This window comes from Microbacterium sp. M3, from assembly GCF_033548675.1.
GTDB lineage: Bacteria > Actinomycetota > Actinomycetes > Actinomycetales > Microbacteriaceae > Microbacterium > Microbacterium arthrosphaerae.
The window spans coordinates 735,928-752,309 of record NZ_JAWTZT010000001.1 but is presented as its reverse complement, the minus strand read 5'-3'; the positions used below and the strand labels follow the sequence as shown (position 1 = coordinate 752,309).

14 protein-coding genes are annotated in these 16,382 nt (G+C 71.4%); 9 read left to right on the top strand and 5 right to left on the bottom strand.

Annotated features, from left to right (window positions below):
- Positions 1–14: 14 nt before the first annotated feature.
- On the bottom strand, positions 15–1,355 hold the full coding sequence (gene aspS, locus R8Z57_RS03405) for an aspartate--tRNA(Asn) ligase (protein ID WP_318352341.1): 1,341 nt from the start codon (positions 1,353–1,355) through the stop codon (positions 15–17).
- A 197-nt stretch (positions 1,356–1,552) separates the two neighbouring features.
- Here aspS and R8Z57_RS03400 point away from each other — a divergent pair, with 197 nt between their 5' ends.
- From R8Z57_RS03400 to ccsB, 6 genes are read left to right on the top strand one after another with little or no spacing between them, the layout of a single operon-like run.
- Positions 1,553–2,230, top strand: a complete 678-nt coding sequence (locus tag R8Z57_RS03400) for a DedA family protein (RefSeq protein WP_318352340.1) — start codon at positions 1,553–1,555, stop codon at positions 2,228–2,230.
- A gap of 56 nt (positions 2,231–2,286) precedes the next feature.
- The gene (locus tag R8Z57_RS03395) at positions 2,287–2,916 is read left to right on the top strand and encodes a histidine phosphatase family protein (protein WP_318352339.1); all 630 of its coding nucleotides are present in this window, start codon (positions 2,287–2,289) and stop codon (positions 2,914–2,916) included.
- Positions 2,913–3,560 (top strand): TlpA disulfide reductase family protein, encoded by a 648-nt coding sequence (locus R8Z57_RS03390; protein WP_318352338.1) that lies wholly within the window; start codon positions 2,913–2,915, stop codon positions 3,558–3,560. The genes R8Z57_RS03395 and R8Z57_RS03390 overlap by 4 nt, the downstream gene beginning before the upstream one ends.
- Positions 3,557–4,489: a cytochrome c biogenesis CcdA family protein gene (locus R8Z57_RS03385; RefSeq protein WP_318352337.1), complete on the top strand. Its 933-nt coding sequence runs from the start codon at positions 3,557–3,559 to the stop codon at positions 4,487–4,489. The genes R8Z57_RS03390 and R8Z57_RS03385 overlap by 4 nt, the downstream gene beginning before the upstream one ends.
- On the top strand, positions 4,470–6,287 hold the full coding sequence (locus R8Z57_RS03380; protein ID WP_318352336.1) for a cytochrome c biogenesis protein ResB: 1,818 nt from the start codon (positions 4,470–4,472) through the stop codon (positions 6,285–6,287). The genes R8Z57_RS03385 and R8Z57_RS03380 overlap by 20 nt, the downstream gene beginning before the upstream one ends.
- Positions 6,288–6,292: 5 nt before the next feature.
- Positions 6,293–7,384, top strand: coding sequence for a c-type cytochrome biogenesis protein CcsB (gene ccsB, locus R8Z57_RS03375; RefSeq protein WP_318352335.1), 1,092 nt, complete (start codon positions 6,293–6,295; stop codon positions 7,382–7,384).
- 12 nt (positions 7,385–7,396) lie between these two features.
- Here the strand turns inward: ccsB and R8Z57_RS03370 are convergent, their stop codons facing one another.
- The 3 genes from R8Z57_RS03370 to R8Z57_RS03360 form a co-directional block, all read right to left on the bottom strand.
- Positions 7,397–7,891 carry a nitroreductase/quinone reductase family protein gene (locus tag R8Z57_RS03370; protein WP_318352334.1) on the bottom strand — a complete coding sequence of 165 codons (495 nt, stop codon included), beginning with the start codon at positions 7,889–7,891 and terminating at the stop codon, positions 7,397–7,399.
- A gap of 135 nt (positions 7,892–8,026) precedes the next feature.
- On the bottom strand, positions 8,027–10,117 hold the full coding sequence (locus R8Z57_RS03365) for a YhgE/Pip domain-containing protein (protein WP_318352333.1): 2,091 nt from the start codon (positions 10,115–10,117) through the stop codon (positions 8,027–8,029).
- Positions 10,114–13,044 carry an MMPL family transporter gene (locus R8Z57_RS03360; protein ID WP_318352332.1) on the bottom strand — a complete coding sequence of 977 codons (2,931 nt, stop codon included), beginning with the start codon at positions 13,042–13,044 and terminating at the stop codon, positions 10,114–10,116. Before R8Z57_RS03360 ends, R8Z57_RS03365 begins: the two co-directional genes overlap by 4 nt.
- Positions 13,045–13,178: 134 nt before the next feature.
- On the opposite strand from R8Z57_RS03360, the gene R8Z57_RS03355 reads away from it, so the two are divergent.
- On the top strand, positions 13,179–13,808 hold the full coding sequence (locus R8Z57_RS03355) for a helix-turn-helix domain-containing protein (protein ID WP_318352331.1): 630 nt from the start codon (positions 13,179–13,181) through the stop codon (positions 13,806–13,808).
- 15 nt (positions 13,809–13,823) lie between these two features.
- Here R8Z57_RS03355 and R8Z57_RS03350 read toward each other — a convergent pair whose 3' ends face one another.
- Complete coding sequence (locus R8Z57_RS03350) at positions 13,824–14,825, bottom strand: o-succinylbenzoate synthase (protein ID WP_318352330.1); 1,002 nt, start codon at positions 14,823–14,825, stop codon at positions 13,824–13,826.
- Positions 14,826–14,984: 159 nt separating this feature from the next.
- Between R8Z57_RS03350 and R8Z57_RS03345 the strand changes: the two genes are divergently transcribed.
- Both R8Z57_RS03345 and R8Z57_RS03340 read left to right on the top strand, forming a co-directional pair.
- Complete coding sequence (locus R8Z57_RS03345; protein ID WP_318352329.1) at positions 14,985–15,320, top strand: PadR family transcriptional regulator; 336 nt, start codon at positions 14,985–14,987, stop codon at positions 15,318–15,320.
- Position 15,321: 1 nt separating this feature from the next.
- Positions 15,322–16,284, top strand: coding sequence for a permease prefix domain 1-containing protein (locus R8Z57_RS03340; RefSeq protein ID WP_318352328.1), 963 nt, complete (start codon positions 15,322–15,324; stop codon positions 16,282–16,284).
- Positions 16,285–16,382: the final 98 nt, after the last annotated feature.

Here is a 16,382-nt window from a genome sequence, read left to right as displayed (position 1 = left end):
CCGCGCGCGACGGATCAGGGTGCGAGGCGGGTCGGGCCCCGGAAGAGGTACGTCACCTCGCGGATGGAGTCCTGGCCGAGCAGCAGCATGAGCACGCGCGCGAGGCCCATGCCGAAGCCGCCGTGGGGCGGGGCGCCGTAGCGGAAGAAGTCGAAGTAGAAGTCGAGGTGCTCGGCACCCAGGCCCTTCTCCTTCGCCTGCTCGATCAGCACGTCGACGCGGTGCTCGCGCTGTGCGCCCGTCGTGATCTCGACGCCCTTGAAGAGGAGGTCGTACGACTTCGTGAGCCCGGTCTCGTCGTCGCGCATGTGGTAGAACGCGCGGATCTCGGGGTGGTAGTCGGTGATGAAGACGAACTGGTGCCCGTAGGTCTCCTCGACGTACGCGGAGATCTGGCGCTCGCCCTCCGGGTCGAGGTCGCCGTCGGTGCGGGGGATGTCGTAGCCGCGGCTCTTCACGATCTCGCGCGCCTCGGCGAGCGGGATGCGCGGGAACGGGATCGCCGGCACCTGCACCTCGAGGCCGAACAGCTCCTCGATCTCGGCCCCGTGCTTGTCCTTGACGGCCTGGATGCCGGCCTGGAGCAGCTCCTCCTGCATGGCGGCGACGTCCTCGTGCGAGTCGATCCAGCTGATCTCGGCGTCGACCGACGTGAACTCGGTGGCGTGGCGCGACGTGAACGACGGGTCGGCGCGGAAGGCGGGGGCGATCTCGAAGATCTTGCCGAAGCCGGCGACCTGCGCCATCTGCTTGAAGAACTGCGGCGACTGCGCGAGATAGGCCGTCTTCTCCTCGAAGTAGGGCACCTCGAACAGCTCGGCGTTGGACTCGGATGCCGAGGCCATGAGCTTCGGCGAGTGCACCTCGATGAAGTCGCGCTCGATCCAGTACGAGCGGAAGGCGTGCTCGAGCGTCGTCTGCACGCGGAAGATGAGGTTGTTGCGGCGCTGGCGCAGGTCGAGGAAGCGCCAGTCCATGCGCTTGTCGAGGCCGGAGTCGGCGGCGATGGGGGTCTCGGGGAGCGCGGCGGCCGCGATGTCGAGCGCGGCGATCTTGATCTCCACGCCGCCGAGCTTCACGCGCTCGTCGTGCTTGAGCTCGCCGGTCACGGTCAGGAACGTGCCCGTGGCGAGGTTCGAGATGAGGTCGGTGAGAGCCAGGGCCGCGGCATCCTGTTCCGTGCCGTCCTCGGCCGGCCGGGTGGCCGGGTTCACCAGCTGCACCGCCCCGGTCTCATCGCGGAGGATGACGAACTGCACCTTCTTCTGATCACGGACCGTCTCGACCCACCCGGAGACCGAGACGGGGCCGTCGGCCAGACCCTGCAGCTGCTTGACGAGGACGCGTTCACTCACGAGGGACAAGTCTAGGTGACCCGTCGCGGCGCGCCTTCGCCGGGTGGCGCCCCTGCGCTTCCGGGGGTCAGCACCCGGGATTCGCTCAAACTCCTGACCTAGCGTGGTGACGTCGCGCCGATCGGCCGCGGCCGCCGCCACGAGAAGCCGCCACGAAAAACCACCGCCAAAGGGCACCGACGGATGGGATCCGACGAATGACGACTGCGACGACGACCGACGGCTCCTGGCTCTCCGCACTCGCGGACTGGGCCGTGTCGCTCATGGATGTGATCGGTCCCGCCGGGGCCGGGATCGCGATCGCGATGGAGAACCTCTTCCCGCCGCTGCCCAGCGAGGTGATCCTGCCGATGGCGGGACTCGCCGCGAGCCGCGGCTCGTTCTCGGTGGTCGAAGCCCTGGTGTGGACCACGCTGGGCTCCGTCGTCGGCGCCCTCCTGCTCTACGGTCTCGGCGCGTGGCTGGGCGTCGCGCGACTGCGCGCGATCGCGGCCAAGGCGCCCCTGCTGCACCCGGAAGACATCGACCGCACCGTCGCGTGGTTCGGGCGCCACGGCGGCAAGGCGGTGTTCTTCGGACGGATGATCCCCATCTTCCGCAGCCTCATCTCCATCCCCGCGGGCATCACCCGCATGCCCGTGTGGCGGTTCACCCTCCTCACGGCTGCCGGCAGCGTGATCTGGAACTCGATCTTCGTGTTCTCGGGGTTCTTCCTGGGGGAGTCGTGGCACATCGTCGAGCGGTACGCCGACATCCTGCAGTACGTCGTCATCGCGGCCGCCGTGATCGGCGTCGCCTGGTTCCTCTACGTCCGGGTGCGCGCGCTGCTGGAGTCGCGCGGCGCCTCGGGCGGTCCCGAGCCCGAGCTCGACTGAGGGCACCCGGGCAACGCTCAGCCGGTCCACAGAAGACCCGCACGTAGACTGGTCCGGTGCCCGCCGAACGCCTCCACCTCGTGCGCCATGGGGAGGTTCACAACCCCGCCCGCGTGCTCTACGGACGACTCCCCGGTTACGGGCTGAGCGCCGACGGGCGCGGCATGGCCCGGCAGGCCGCCGAGTATGTGCAGGCGCTCGAGCGCAGCGTCACGGCGCTCGTCTGCTCGCCGCTGCAGCGCGCACAGGAGTCCGCCGAGCCGTTCACCGAGATCTTCGGGCTCGAGCCGGTCATCGACGAACGCGTCATCGAGCCCACCAACGTCTTCGAGGGCAAGCGCATGGCCCGCGCGCTCGTCAACCCGTGGAACTGGCGCCACCTGCGCAAGCCGGCGCTGCCGAGCTGGGGCGAGCCGTACGCGGATGTCGTGGGCCGCATGAACAAGGCCATGACAGAGGCGTGGGATGCCGCGGACTCGGGCGACGTCGTCATCGTCTCGCACCAGCTCCCCATCTGGATCACCCACCTCGCCGTCGCCGGGCTCCCGCTCCGGCACGATCCCCGCGCGCGGCGCTGCGCGCTGTCGAGCGTGACGAGCTTCGAGATGGTCGACGGCACATGGGCCGAGATCGCCTATGCCGAACCGGCGTCGACGGCCGGCGCGGTGGACGTGGGGGCGGTATGACACGGTCGGCTCAGGAACCGCTCGGCGAGACGCGCCCGGCACGCGGCGCACGGCTCCGGGCTGCGGCATCCGCTCTGCTCGTCGCCGGACTGATCGGCGTGCTCGCCGCCTGCACGAGCGACCCGCTCGCCGACCAGTACCGCGCCGGCGACAACAAGGGGTTCGTCGCGGCGGACGGCTTCCGCGTGGTGGAGATCCCGGCGGAGGAGCGCACCGATCCCGTCGAGTTCGAGGGCGTGCTCGACACCGGCGAGACGACGAGCAGCGCCGACTACGACGGCGACGTGCTCGTCGTGAACTTCTGGTACGCGGCGTGCGCGCCGTGCCGGGTCGAGGCGCCCGAGCTCGCTGCCGCCGATGCGGCGTTCGACGGGCAGGACGTCGCGTTCCTCGGGATCAACCTGTACGACGGCGCCGAGGCGTCTCTGGCCTTCGCGCGGAAGTACGGGGTCGAGTACCCCAGCGCCCTGGCGACCGAGGACGGCTCGATCAAGCTGGCGTTCGCCGGCGAGACGCCCCTCAACGCCGTGCCCGTGACGCTCGTGCTCGACAAGGAGGGCCGCGTCGCCGCGCGGCTGGTGGGGCAGATCGAAGAGGCGTCGATCCTCGAGACCCTCGTGCGCGAGACGCTGGAGGAGTCGTGAGTCTCGGCGAGCTCGTCGCCGACGGGTCGCTGCTCGCCGCGATCCCGATCGCCGTCCTCGCGGGGGCGCTCTCGTTCCTGTCGCCGTGCGTGCTGCCGCTCGTTCCGGGCTATCTCGGCTTCATCGGCGGTGCCGTCGCGCCGCGGCCGGCTCCGGTGAGCGTGGGAGCGGATGCCGAGCGTCGCGGTTCGTCGAATGCTCAGGGCGTTTCGTCTCGCTTCGCTCGCTCAACGACCGGAATCACGAATCCCCGGTCGTTGAGCGAGCGAGGAACGCGGTCGTTGAGCGAGCCTGCGAGTCGAAACGCAGAGACGAAACGCGCCGAATCGGCGACCGACGACGGAGCACCGGGCCGCGGGCGCCTGGTGCTGGGCGTGCTGCTGTTCATCGCCGGCTTCACCGTCGTCTTCGTCAGCATCGCGATGCTGGGCGGCACCCTCGGGCGGTTCCTGCTCGAGTACGCCGACATCATCACGCGCGTGCTCGGGGTGCTCATCATCGTGATGGGCTTCGTCTTCATCGGCTGGTTCGGCCTGGCGCAGCGCATCGCCCGGCCGCAGGTGCGCGGCAACCTGGGGCTCATCGGCGCCCCGCTCCTGGGGATCGCCCTGGGCATCGGGTGGGCGCCGTGCATCGGCCCGACCCTCGCGGTGATCCTCACGATGTCGTTCGAGTCGGGCTCGGCGGGGCGCGCGGCGCTCCTCGGCGTGGCGTACTCGCTCGGGCTCGGCATCCCGTTCCTCCTCCTCACCCTCGGATTCGGCTGGGCGACGCGGTCGGTGTCGTTCGTGCGGCGCCACATCCGCGTGGTCAACCTGATCGGCGGGGCCCTGCTCATCGTGCTCGGACTGCTCATGGTCACCGGCGTCTGGACGGCCCTCATGGCGCAGCTGCAGGGGGTGTTCGCCAGTGTCCCGGCCCCGCTCTGACGCCGCGAACGAGGCGGTCGACGACCGCGCGACCGACCCCCTCCGGCCCGCGGATCACGCGGAGGCCGGGGGCGCGGCATCCGATTCCGCCGCAGGTGGGTCCGACATCGCCCAGCCCGCGCTCGGCGTCGTCGGCTGGCTGCGGTGGGGGTGGCGTCAGCTGACCTCGATGCGCACCGCGCTCGTGCTGCTGCTGCTGCTCGCGATCGCCGCGGTGCCCGGGTCGCTGGTGCCCCAGCGCAGCGCCGACCCCAACGGCGTGCGCCAGTACTTCGTCGACAATCCCGACCTCGCGCCGGTGCTCGACAACCTGAGCCTGTTCGACGTGTACACGTCGCCCTGGTTCTCGGCGATCTACATCCTGCTGTTCATCTCCCTCGTCGGCTGCGTCATCCCGCGCACCAAGCACCACTACAAGGCGATGCGGGCGCAGCCGCCGCGCACCCCCGCGCGGCTGTCGCGGCTGGACGCGCACCGCTCCGAGGTGCTCGAGTTCGCCGACCCGGCCGCGGCGGCCGCGGGGGCGGAGACGGCGGTCGACGCCGCGCGGCAGCAGCTGCGCAAGGCGGGCTACCGGGTGGAGCGGTACGACACCGCCCGCGCGCTGTCGGTCTCGGCCGAGCGCGGCTACCTGCGCGAGACGGGGAACCTCGTGTTCCACGGCGCGCTGGTCGGCGTGCTCCTCGCGGTCGGCATCGGCGGCGGGTTCACCTACACCGGCCAGACCGTCATCATCGAGGGCCGCACGTGGGTCAACACGATGCTCGACTACACCTCGTTCAATCCCGGACGGTTCGTCGACGAGGAGGCGCTGGAGCCGTACGCGCTGACCCTCGACGACTTCTCGCTGTCGTACGTGATGCCGGGTCAGCAGGGGGCCGGCCAGGCGGGCGATTTCGTCGCCCACCTCACCACGCAGTTCCCCGACGCCGACCCGGCCGAAGGCGAGGTGCGGGTCAATCACCCGCTCGAGATCGCCGGCGACCGCGTGTACCTGATGGGCAACGGGTACGCGCCGACGATCACGATCCGCAACAGCGACGGCGACGTGGTGTTCTCGGAGTCGGTGCCGTTCCTGCCGCAGGACAACAACATGACCTCGCAGGGCGTCGTGAAGGTGCCCGACGGGCTGCGCGAGCAGGTGGGCCTCGTGGGCTTCTTCTATCCCACCGCTCAGGAGCTCACCAACGGCGCCTACACATCGGTGTACGGCGACCTGCAGTACCCGATGCTGACGTTCTGGGTGTACGCCGGCGACCTCGGCATCGACGGCGGCGTGCCGAAGTCGGTGTACACGCTCGACCCCGAGGAGATGACACAGCTCGCCGGCGGCGACTCGGGCGTCGCGTCGCTCGAGCTCATGCCGGGCGACACCGTCGACCTGCCCGACGGCCTCGGCACGATCTCGTTCGACAGCGAGGCCCCCGCCGGTGCGGCGGGCTTCGAAGACGCGGTCAAGCGCTACGTGTCGCTGTCGATCCACCGCGACGCCTCGGCGACGTGGGTGCTGGTGTTCGCGGTGCTGGCCCTGGCCGGCCTCCTCGCCGCGCTGTTCGTGCCCCGCCGGCGCATGTGGGTGAAGGCCACACCACAGGGGCACACCGTGCAGCTCGAGTACGCCGGCCTCGCCCGCGGCGAGGACCCCGCGCTCGACGCCGCGGTCGCGCAGTTCGCGCAGCGGCATCTGGGCGCCCTCGCCGACCTCTCCGTTTTCGAATCGCGCACATTGCAGGATCCGGCACCGGAAAACCGCAAAGTGCGCGACTCGAAGCCCGAATCGACCCCCGACGTAGACTGAGAGCCATGCCCGACGCCACCCCCCTCACGCTCGACGACGTCTCGGTGCTGCTGGTCTGGACGGCCATCGCGATCTACGCGCTCGCGTTCATCGCCTATGCGGTGGACCTCGCCCGCCGCGGCGCCGCTGCGGTCGACGTCGCGGACGCGTCGGCGAAGGATGCCGCGACCGCGGCCGTGCGCGAGCGCGAGCTCGTCGCCGCGGGCGGTTCGGCCCGCACCGGCATCATCGAGCGGATGAGGTCGCAGGAGGCCGCCTCGGCGGACGCGCTGAACGCCCCGATCGGCCGGCGGCAGCGCCTCGTCTGGGCGCGCATCGGCACGTCGCTGACGGTGCTCGGGTTCCTCTTCCACCTCGGCGCCGACGTGACGCGGGGGATCGCCGCCGGGCGCGTGCCGTGGTCGAACATGTACGAGTTCGCCCTCACCGGGACGCTGCTCATCATCGCGGTGTACCTCGGCGTGCTCTTCCGCTACGACCTGCGGTTCCTCGGCACGTTCATCACCGGGCTCGTGGTGGTGCTCCTGGGCGGCACCGCGATCTGGTTCTACACCGACATCGTGCCGCTGATGGACCCGCTGAAGTCGGTGTGGCTCGTCATCCACGTGTTCGTCGCGTCGCTCGCGACCGCCCTGTTCGCCCTCGCGTTCGGGCTCTCGGTGCTCCAGCTCATGCAGGCGCGCCGGGAGCGCAAGGTCGCCGCCGCCGCGGCGATCCCGGCGACGGAGGCTGCGGCATCCGCCCCCGTCAAGAGCGGGCCGCACTTCCTGCGCACCCTGCCCAGCGCCGAGACGCTCGAGTCGCTGGCCTATCGCTTCGCCATCCTGGGCTTCATCTTCTGGACCTTCACCCTCATCGCGGGGTCCATCTGGGCCAACGACGCGTGGGGCCGGTACTGGGGCTTCGACACGAAGGAAGTCTGGACCTTCGTCATCTGGGTGCTCTACGCCGGCTACATCCACGCTCGCGCGACGCGCGGCTGGCGCGGCGCCCGGTCGGCGTGGCTGTCGATCATCGGCTTCACCGCGGTGATCTTCAACTTCACCATCGTGAACATGTTCTTCAAGGGCCTGCACGCCTACTCCGGCCTCAGCTGAGCCGGCCCTCGTCTACGCCGGGGCGAGCACGACGACCGGTGTCTGCCGCGTGCGCCGCGCGGCGTGCGCGTCGAGGTCGGCGCCGCCCTCGAGGGTGCGCCAGACGGCCCACAGTCGCTCGCGCTCGGCACCGGTCGCCTCGCGGGCGACCACCTCGCGTGATCCCTCCGGCAGGTCGACGGATGCCGCGGGCCGCGCCCGCAGGTTCAGCCACCACGCCGGCGGCGGGTCGCCCCAGCCGTTCATCGCCAGCGTCACGAGGTTCTCGCCGTCCTCGACGTACGCGACGATCGCCACGCGCGGAGCCCCGGAGCGACGGCCGACCGTGTGCAGCCGCATCATGCCGTAGACGGCGGAGGACGGATGCCGCAGCCCCACACGGCCGCCGGTCACGCGGTACAGCGCGCGATGGAAGACCCACGCCGTGCGGATGAACCAGCGCGGCGGGATCCGCGACGACGCCTGCGTTGCGGGCGTCTCAGACGGGGAGGAGGGTGCGGTGTTCACGATCCCGATCCTCGTGCCCTGGGCGGTGCGCGGCAATCGGCCGACCGGCCCGACTTCCTCGTCCGATCGGACGAGGAAGTCGGGCGTACGACGGAGCCCCGGGCGACATGCGCCCGGGGCCTCGTCGTGCCTGGGTCAAGCCGTGGCGGGCGTCGCCTTCAGGAGCGCCCGCGCCGTGGTGGTACGGCGGCGGGCGACGGCGAGCACGGTCGCGCCCAGGGCCAGCAGCGTCCAGATCACCAGCCCCGCGATCGCGGCACCGAGTCCGGACGCCGACGTGAGGGCGGCGAGCATGCCGTTGTAGGCCGGGGTGGTGGGCATCAGGCCGGCGAGACCCGAGAGCACGCCGGGAACCGTGGAGACGATGCCGGTGGCGACCGCGAACACTCCGATGAGCGCGGCGATCCAGCGGCCCGCGCCGCCGAAGACGGCCACGAGCGCCTGGTTGACGGCGGCGAAGGCGACCCCGGCGACGACGCAGACGACGGCGAACACCGACCACTCGGCCCACGTGTACGACGCCGCCAGCTGCACGATCCCGGCGACGAGGAAGCCCTGCAGCGCCCCCAGCGCCGCCGCCGGCGCGTACGAGCGCAGCGCGAGCAGGGCCGACGGCCGGCGCGAAGTGAGCGCGCGGCGCGACACCGCCTGCAGCGCGATGAAGGTGCCGAGGCCTCCGAACCACAGCGCCAGCGTGGCCAGCAGCGGCACGGCCGAGGCGCCGAACAGCGAGGTTCCGACGCCCTCGGCGGCCACCGGATCCGAGACCACCGACGCGAGGTCGGTCGCCTCCTCGTCGGTGTACGACGGGATGGAATCGGATGCCGTGGCCAGCCCGCTCGCGAGCTCGCCGGTGCCGTCGGCGAGCTGCGCGACGCCGTCGGCCAGGCTCGTGGCGCCGTCGGCGGCCTGGGTGGCGCCGGAGGCGAGCTGCGACGCGCCGTCGGCCAGGCCGCTGGCACCGCTCTGGAGACCGGTGACGCCGGTCGCGAGCTGCCCGGCCCCCGCAGCCGACTGGTCGATGCCGCCCGCGAGCTGGGTGAGGCCGCCCGCGAGGGTGCCGACGCCGGTGCCGATCTGCCGGAACTGCGTGGCGAACTCGGTGGTGACGCCGATGTTGAGCTGGGCGATCCCGTCAGCGGTGTACTTGGTCAGCGCCACCGCGCCGGGATTCACCTCGGGGTCCGTGCCGTTGAGGATCGCCGATGTCGTGCCTGCCGAGGCGACGGCCTCTGCGAGCTTCGTGCAGAAATCACCTGGTTGAGCGCATGTGGCTGCCAGAGTCTGCAGGGCTTCGAAGTTCGTCTTGGCCGCCGCCGCCGCGGCAGCCGTCGCCGTGTTCGCGCCGCCGGCGACCTGCGTGAGTTCGTCGGGCACGATCCCGTCCTGCTCGAGCTGTGCCGCACCGGCGCTCGCGCCGTCGGCGATCTGCTGCGCTCCCGCGGCGGCCTCGCGGGTCTTGCCGGCGATCGTCGTGAGGCCCCACTGCAGCGACGTGGCGCCGCCCGCCACCTGACCGGCCCCGCTCGCCAGCTGCGAGGCGCCGCTCGAGAGCTGGGTGCTCCCGTCGGCCAGCTGCGAGATGCCGCCGGGCAGCTGCGAGGCGCCGTCGGCCGCCTGGGTCGCGCCGTCGGCGAGCTGCGAGGCGCCGTCTGCGGCGGTGCCGAGCTCGTCGCCGAGGGTCGTGAAGCCCACGAAGACGTTCTCGAGGTACACCGTCGACAACTGCGTCCCCATGGTCGAGGCCGCGGCCGAGGCGACCTGGGCGGTGATGGCGTCGTCGACGATGAGGCTGTCGGGGGGAGTGGTCACCTCGATCGTCGCCTGCTCGGGCACCTCGCCCGGCTGGGTCGAGGTCGCGGCGGCCGAGAAGTTCGCGGGGATGGTGATGACGGCGGCATAGGTGCCGTCGGCCAGACCCTCCTCGGCGTCCTCAGCGTTCGAGATGGTCCACGTCAGGTTGCTGTCGAGGTCGTCCGAGCCCTCGACAAGGCCGGCCGTGAGCTGACGCCCGAGCGGCACCATCTGGCCGTCGATCGTCACCGGCTCGTCCTCGTTCACGATGGCGGCCGTGAGGTTGTCGAGCCGCTCGACGGGGTTGTAGAGCGCGGCGACCAGGATGCCGCCGATCACGACGGGCAGCAGCAGCACGCCGATGAGCGTGAGCCAGGTGATGGGCCGGCGCGAGCGCGAGCGCTCGAGGGCGGTGGTCCAGTGGGAGGTCATGCGTTCACCTCTGCGGTGGTGGTGGTCTGCGGGGTGGCGGAGCGCAGTGCGATCGACGTCACGTCGGGGCGATGGGCGTCCGCGAGGAGTGCGAGGGCCGCGCTCTCGGTGCGGGAGGTCACGACGAGCGTGAGGCGGGCGTCGTCGTCGCTCGCGCGCAGCGCGCTCGCGGCGTCGCGGAGGACCGCGGCCGCCTGATCCCGCTCGGCGGCATCCAGCGCGTCGACGCCCTCGACGACGACGAGCGTCGTCTTGCCGGCCAGCGCCCGGCGCAGGGCCGCCACCCGGTCCTCCCCGTCGCCGAGGAGGGCGAGGCCGACGTGCGCGCGCACCCAGGCCGCGCGCTCGGGCAGCAGGTGCCCGGCGACGCGCAGCCGGCCGTCGGTCGGCGCGATCCGCGCGGCGATCGTCAGTGCGAAGGCGCGCGCGGCGCGGGCATCGCCCGTCGCGATCAGGGTGCCGCCGGGCTCGAGCCGGAAGCTGGCGTCGTCGTAGAGCACGACCTCGCCGGCAGAACCGCCGCCGTCTGCGCGCACCGCGACGCCGTCGCCCACGACCGCGGCGGTCGCGTGGGGCTCGGGCCAGTCGGCGAGCGACAGCTCGCGCTCGACCGCTTCGCCCTCGATGTCGAAGTGGGGGAGGATCCGCTCGAGCCAGCGCGGCATCCACCAGGCCTTGTCGCCGAGGAGCGCCATCACGGCAGGCACGAGCGTCATGCGCACGAGGAACGCGTCGACGGCGATGCCGACGGCGAGTCCGAGCGCGATCGGCTTGATCGACGAATCGCCCTCGGGCACGAATGCGGCGAACACGGCGAACATGATGATCGCGGCGGCGGTGACCACGCGGGCCGAGGCGGTGAAGCCGGAGCGCACCGCGCCGACCGCGATGTCGCGCCGGCTGCGGGTCGAGTGCTCCGCGGCGGCACGGCGCGCGTGGACGTAGTCCTCGCGCATGCGGCTGACGAGGAAGACCTCGTAGTCCATCGCGAGCCCGAACAGCACCCCCATGAGGATGATCGGCATGAAGCTGATGACGGGGCCCGTCTTGTCGACGTGCAGCAGCTCCGCGCCCCAGCCCCACTCGAACACGGCAGCCACGACGCCGAACGCCGCGAGCACCGACAGCAGGTAGCCGAGGGCCGCCTTGATGGGCACCCACACCGAGCGGAAGACGATCATCAGCAGCACGAGCGACAGGCCCACCACGAACACGCCGAAGGGCAGCAGCGCGGCCCCCAGCCGATCGGAGATGTCGATGCCGACGGCGGTGAATCCGGTCACGAGCAGCTCGACCCCGTACTCGTCCTCCAGTTCGGGGGCGAGGGCGCGCAGGTCGCGGACGAGCTCGGCGGTCGCCGGGTCGTCGGGCGCGGTCTCGGGAACGATCTGGATCAGCCCGGTGTCGGCCGTCTCGTTCGGCGTCGCGAGCGCGACCTCCTTGACGCCCGGCACCTGCTCGATCTCGTCGGCGAGGTCTTCCATCAGCCCGAGCGGGTCGGTCGAGGTCACGATGGTGCCCGTCATGATGAGCGGGCCGTTCGCGCCGGGGCCGAAGTGCTCAGCGGTGAGGTCGTACGCCTGGCGGGCCTGGCTCGACTCCGGCTGCTGGCCGGCGTTGGGCAGGGCGAGCGCGAGGCTCGCCGCGGGGATCGCCATGACGCCGAGGGTGAGCACGACGGCGATGGTCGTGACCCACGGGTGGCGGGTCACCAGCATCACCCAGCGGTTCGTCTTCTTGGTCGTGGCGACGGCGGGCGCCGCAGCCGGCGACGTCGGCACCGCTGCGTCGCCCTCCACACCCGACCCGTCCGTGCCGGTCTCGTCCGTGCCGGTCTCGTGCGCGTCGGCCGCCGAAGAGCGGCGCCCGCGCAGGGCGATGCCGCGGGCCTTGCGGCCGTGTCCCCAGCCCGCCACACGGTCTTTGGCGAACCCGAGCAGAGCCGGGGTGAGGGTGATTGCCACGACCACGGCGATCGCCACCGCGACGGCCGCCGCGATGCCCATCGTGGTGAGGAACGGGATGCCGGCGAAGCCGAGACCGATGAGGGCGATGAGCACCGTGACGCCGGCGAAGACGACGGCGGAGCCCGCGGTGCCGGTCGCGCGGGCGGCGGACTCTTCGGGATCGACGCCCGCGCGCACCTGATCCTGATGTCGCGCGACGATGAAGAGCGCGTAGTCGATGCCGACCGCGAGCCCCAGCATGATCGCCAGCATGGGCGTGGTCGACGAGATCGACGCGAACGCCGTCGAGACGTAGATCAGCGCGATCGCGAGTCCCACGCCGATGAGCGCCGACACCAGCGGGAACCACGCCACCGCGAACGAGCGGAACGTGACGATCAGCACGAACAGCGCGATCAGCACGCCCACCGCCTCGATGAGCGACAGCGCCGGCACCGAGGTCGAGAAGAGGTCGCCGCCCATGGCGACCTGCGAGCCCTCGGGGAGGGTGTCGCGGAGGTCGTGCGCGACGTCCTCGAGGCCGGCCTTGGTCTCGTCCGAGACGTCGGTCGCCTGGCCGTCGAACTGCAGGCGGATGATCGCGGCCGACTCGTCGTCCGACACCATGCCGGTGACCATCTCGTTGAAGGGATCGGTCACGGCGATCACGCCGTCGAGGTCCTCGAGGTGCGCGACCGTGTCGTCGATCGCGCCGGCGTACGGCTCCTCGTCGACCTGGTCGCCGTCGGCGGCGACGATCACGAGCTGCGCGCTCGTGCCGCTCGCCTGCGGAAAGCTGCGGTCGAGCAGCTGGATGCCCTCCTGCGCCTCGGTGCCGGGGATCGAGAAGGAGTTGTCGGTGCCCTTCATGAAGAGCGCCGCGCCGCCGCCGGCCAGTGCGAGCAGCAGCAGCCACGACACGAGCACCCGCCACGGGTGACGGTACGACCAGCGGCCGAGCGCATACAGAAGAGTCGACACAGCGCCTCCGGTTACGGGTGGAGAGTTCGGGAAGTGTCGATACAGCGCTGTATCGGATACATGAGTGTATCGTAAGGCGGGTTCCGATCCCGAAACTGAGTAGTGCGTGTGAGACTGGCCGAGGAGGATCCCCGTTGACCGACACGAGCGTCACCTCGCCCCGCCGCGAAGCGACCCGGCAGAAGCTGCTGGATGCCGCGGCCCTGGTGTTCGCGGAAGTGGGCGTGGATGCGGCATCCGTCGAGGCCATCTGCGAACGCGCGGGTTTCACGCGCGGCGCGTTCTACTCGAACTTCGAGACCAAGGACGAGCTGATGCTGGCGCTCACCGAGCGCGTCGCGGGCGAGAAGATCGACGAGGTCGCGGCGCGGGTGGCGGTGCTGCAGGAGCGTGGCGAAGACCTCGAGCCGGGTGCGCTCGTGAGGCGCCTGCTCGACGTCGCTTTCGACGAGAAGCACGGCATCCTGCTCACCAGCGAGATCCGCACGCGCGCGATGCGCGATCCGCGCCTGGCGCGCACGTATCTCGCGTGGCAGGAGGGCATGGCCGAGCGCGTCGGCTCGTTCATCGAGAGCCTCGCCGAGACGTACCGATTCCGTCTGCGGGTGCCGGCGCCCGAGTTCGCCGGCCTCATCATGCAGGCCTGGGAGGACACCGCCGCGTACGCCATGATGATGGGCATGACGGCGCAGGAGTCGCACCAGCTGGTCAATGACCGTACCGCGCGGCTGGCAGCGGCCCTCGTGGATCCGATCGCCGGCTGACCGCGCGGGCGGAGTTCAGTCCCCCGACGCGAGGAGCGCGTGGCAGCGGGCGAGGCGGTCGAGCCACCACTCGCGCCGGTCGGCGGGCGCGGCGTGCGCGTCGAGCAGCCCCGGCCCGGGTGTCACACGCCCGGTCGGCAACGCACCGCCTCGGGGCGCCAGCGGCGGGTCGACGACGTCGGCGGTGAACAGCGACGCGGTGCCCAGGCCGCAGTCGTAGTCCAGCTCGGGGAGGGCTGCTGCGAGCGCGACGCCCATCGACAGCCCCACCGAGGTGTCGAGCGCGCTCGACACGACGGCGGGGAGGCCCGCTTCGGCGACGATCTCGAGGGCGCGGCGCACGCCGCCGAGCGGCTGCGCCTTGATGACGAGCAGGTCCGCCGCGCCCGCTCGCGCGACCGCGAGCGGGTCGTCGGCCTTGCGCACGCTCTCGTCGGCCGCGATCGGGATGCCCATGTACTTCATGCGGCGCCGCAGCTCTGCGAGCTCGTCGACGCTCGCACACGGCTGCTCGACGTACTCCAGGTCGAACTCGGCCAGCGCGTGGATCGCGCGCTCCGCCTCGTCGACGTTCCACGCGCCGTTCGCGTCGACGCGCACGCGCCCCTCGGCGCCGAGCTCCGCCCGGACCGCGCGCACACGTGCGATGTCGTCGGCCAGTACCTGCCCGGCTTCGGCGACCTTGACCTTCGCGGTGCGGCAGCCGTCGAAGCGCGCCAGGACGCCGGGGACGGATGCCGCGGCCACTGCCGGCACGGTGGCATTCACGCCGACGAGGTCGCGCACGGCCGCGGGGCGCGGCATCCATGCGTCCTCGAGGGCCGCGCTCAGCCACGTCGAGGCCTCGATGTCGCCGTATTCGACGAAGGGGGAGAACTCCGCCCAGCCCTCGGGCCCTTCGAGCAGCAGGGCCTCGCGCTCGTCGACGCCGCGGAAGCGCGTCGCCAGCGGCAGTGCCACCACGCGGGCGGTGCTCAGGAGGTCGTCGAGCGGGGGGAGGGGTGCAGGGCTGCTCACGCCCCCATCCTTCCCCGCCACCGTCTGACTTGTCGTATGTGTACGCGACACGCCAGCGTGTCGCGTGCACATACGCCAACTCATCGGAGTCGTGACGCCGCGGGCGAAATAGCAATGTGCCGTTGACTATAGTGCGCGGCGCACAGTATGGTGTGAGGCATGAGCGAATCCGAGATCCTCGACACGCACCTGCAGGAGCTGCGGCGGGGCACCGTCGTGCTGGCGTGTCTGCGGCTGCTCGAGCAGCCGGGCTACGGGTACGGCCTGCTCGAGGAGCTGGGCACGCGGGGGTTCGCGACCGACGCGAACACGCTGTATCCCTTGCTGCGCCGCCTGGAGAAGCAGGGGTATCTCACGAGCGAGTGGAACACCGACGAGTCCCGCCCGCGCAAGTTCTACCGAACCAGTGCCGCCGGCGCCCGCCTGGCGTCCGCCCTCACCGACGACTTCCGTGCGATCGCCGCCGCGATCGACGAACTCCCCGAGGAGAACTGACATGTCCACGACCACCCTCACCGATCGCTACGTCGACGCCGCGATGCGGACCGTGCCCGAGGCCCAGCGCGACGACCTCGCCGCCGAGCTGCGCGCCTCCATCGACGACCAGGTCGAAGCCCGCGTCGAGCAGGGCGACCTCCACGACGCCGCCGAGCGCGCTGTGCTGACGGACCTCGGCGACCCCGAGAAGCTCGCCGCGCAGTACACCGACCGGCCGCTGTGGCTCGTCGGCCCGCGCTACTACCTCACCTGGTGGCGGCTCACGAAGCTGCTGTGGGCCATCGTGCCCGCCTGCGCGGCGTTCGGCGTGGCGCTCGCCCAGACGCTGTCGGGCGCCGACTTCGGCGAGATCGTCGGCTCGGTGGCGAGCGTCACGATCAGCGTCATCGTGAACATCGGCTTCTGGACGGCCCTCGTCTTCTTCATCGTCGAGCGCAGCGCGCGGGGCACCGACGTCGGGCTCGTCGGCAGGTGGACGCCCGACGACCTGCCCGAGATCCGCGAACGGGGCACGGGTCTCAGCGACCTCGTCGCGTCGCTCGTCTTCCTCGGGATCGCCGCCGGCGCGATCCTGTGGGACCACTTCGTCGGGTTCGTCTACACGCCCGAGACCGGCTGGATGTCCTTCCTCTCGCCGGACCTGTGGCCGTGGTACATCGGGGCGCTCTTCGTGCTGATGGTGTTCGAGGCGCTCCTCGCCATCTCGGTCTACGCCAAGGGCCGGTGGGACGCCGGCTCCGCCACCATCAACCTGGTCCTCAACCTCACGGTCGCGGGCGGCGCGCTGTGGCTGCTGTCGCAGCAGCAGCTGATCAACCCCGAGTTCTTCGCGGTGGTCATCCCGGCGGACTCGTCCGAGACCGTGACGACGATCGTCCAGGCGCTCTTCGCCTTCGGCGTCGTCGCGGTGGCCGCGTGGGACTCGGTCGACGCGTTCCTCAAGGCGCGCCGGGCGCGCTGACCGGTGTGGTGACGGATGCCGCGGCCCGCGGCATCCGTCACCGCCCTAGTCTTTTCCCCATGCCTCTCCTCGACACTCCCGTGCGCCTCGGCGTGCAG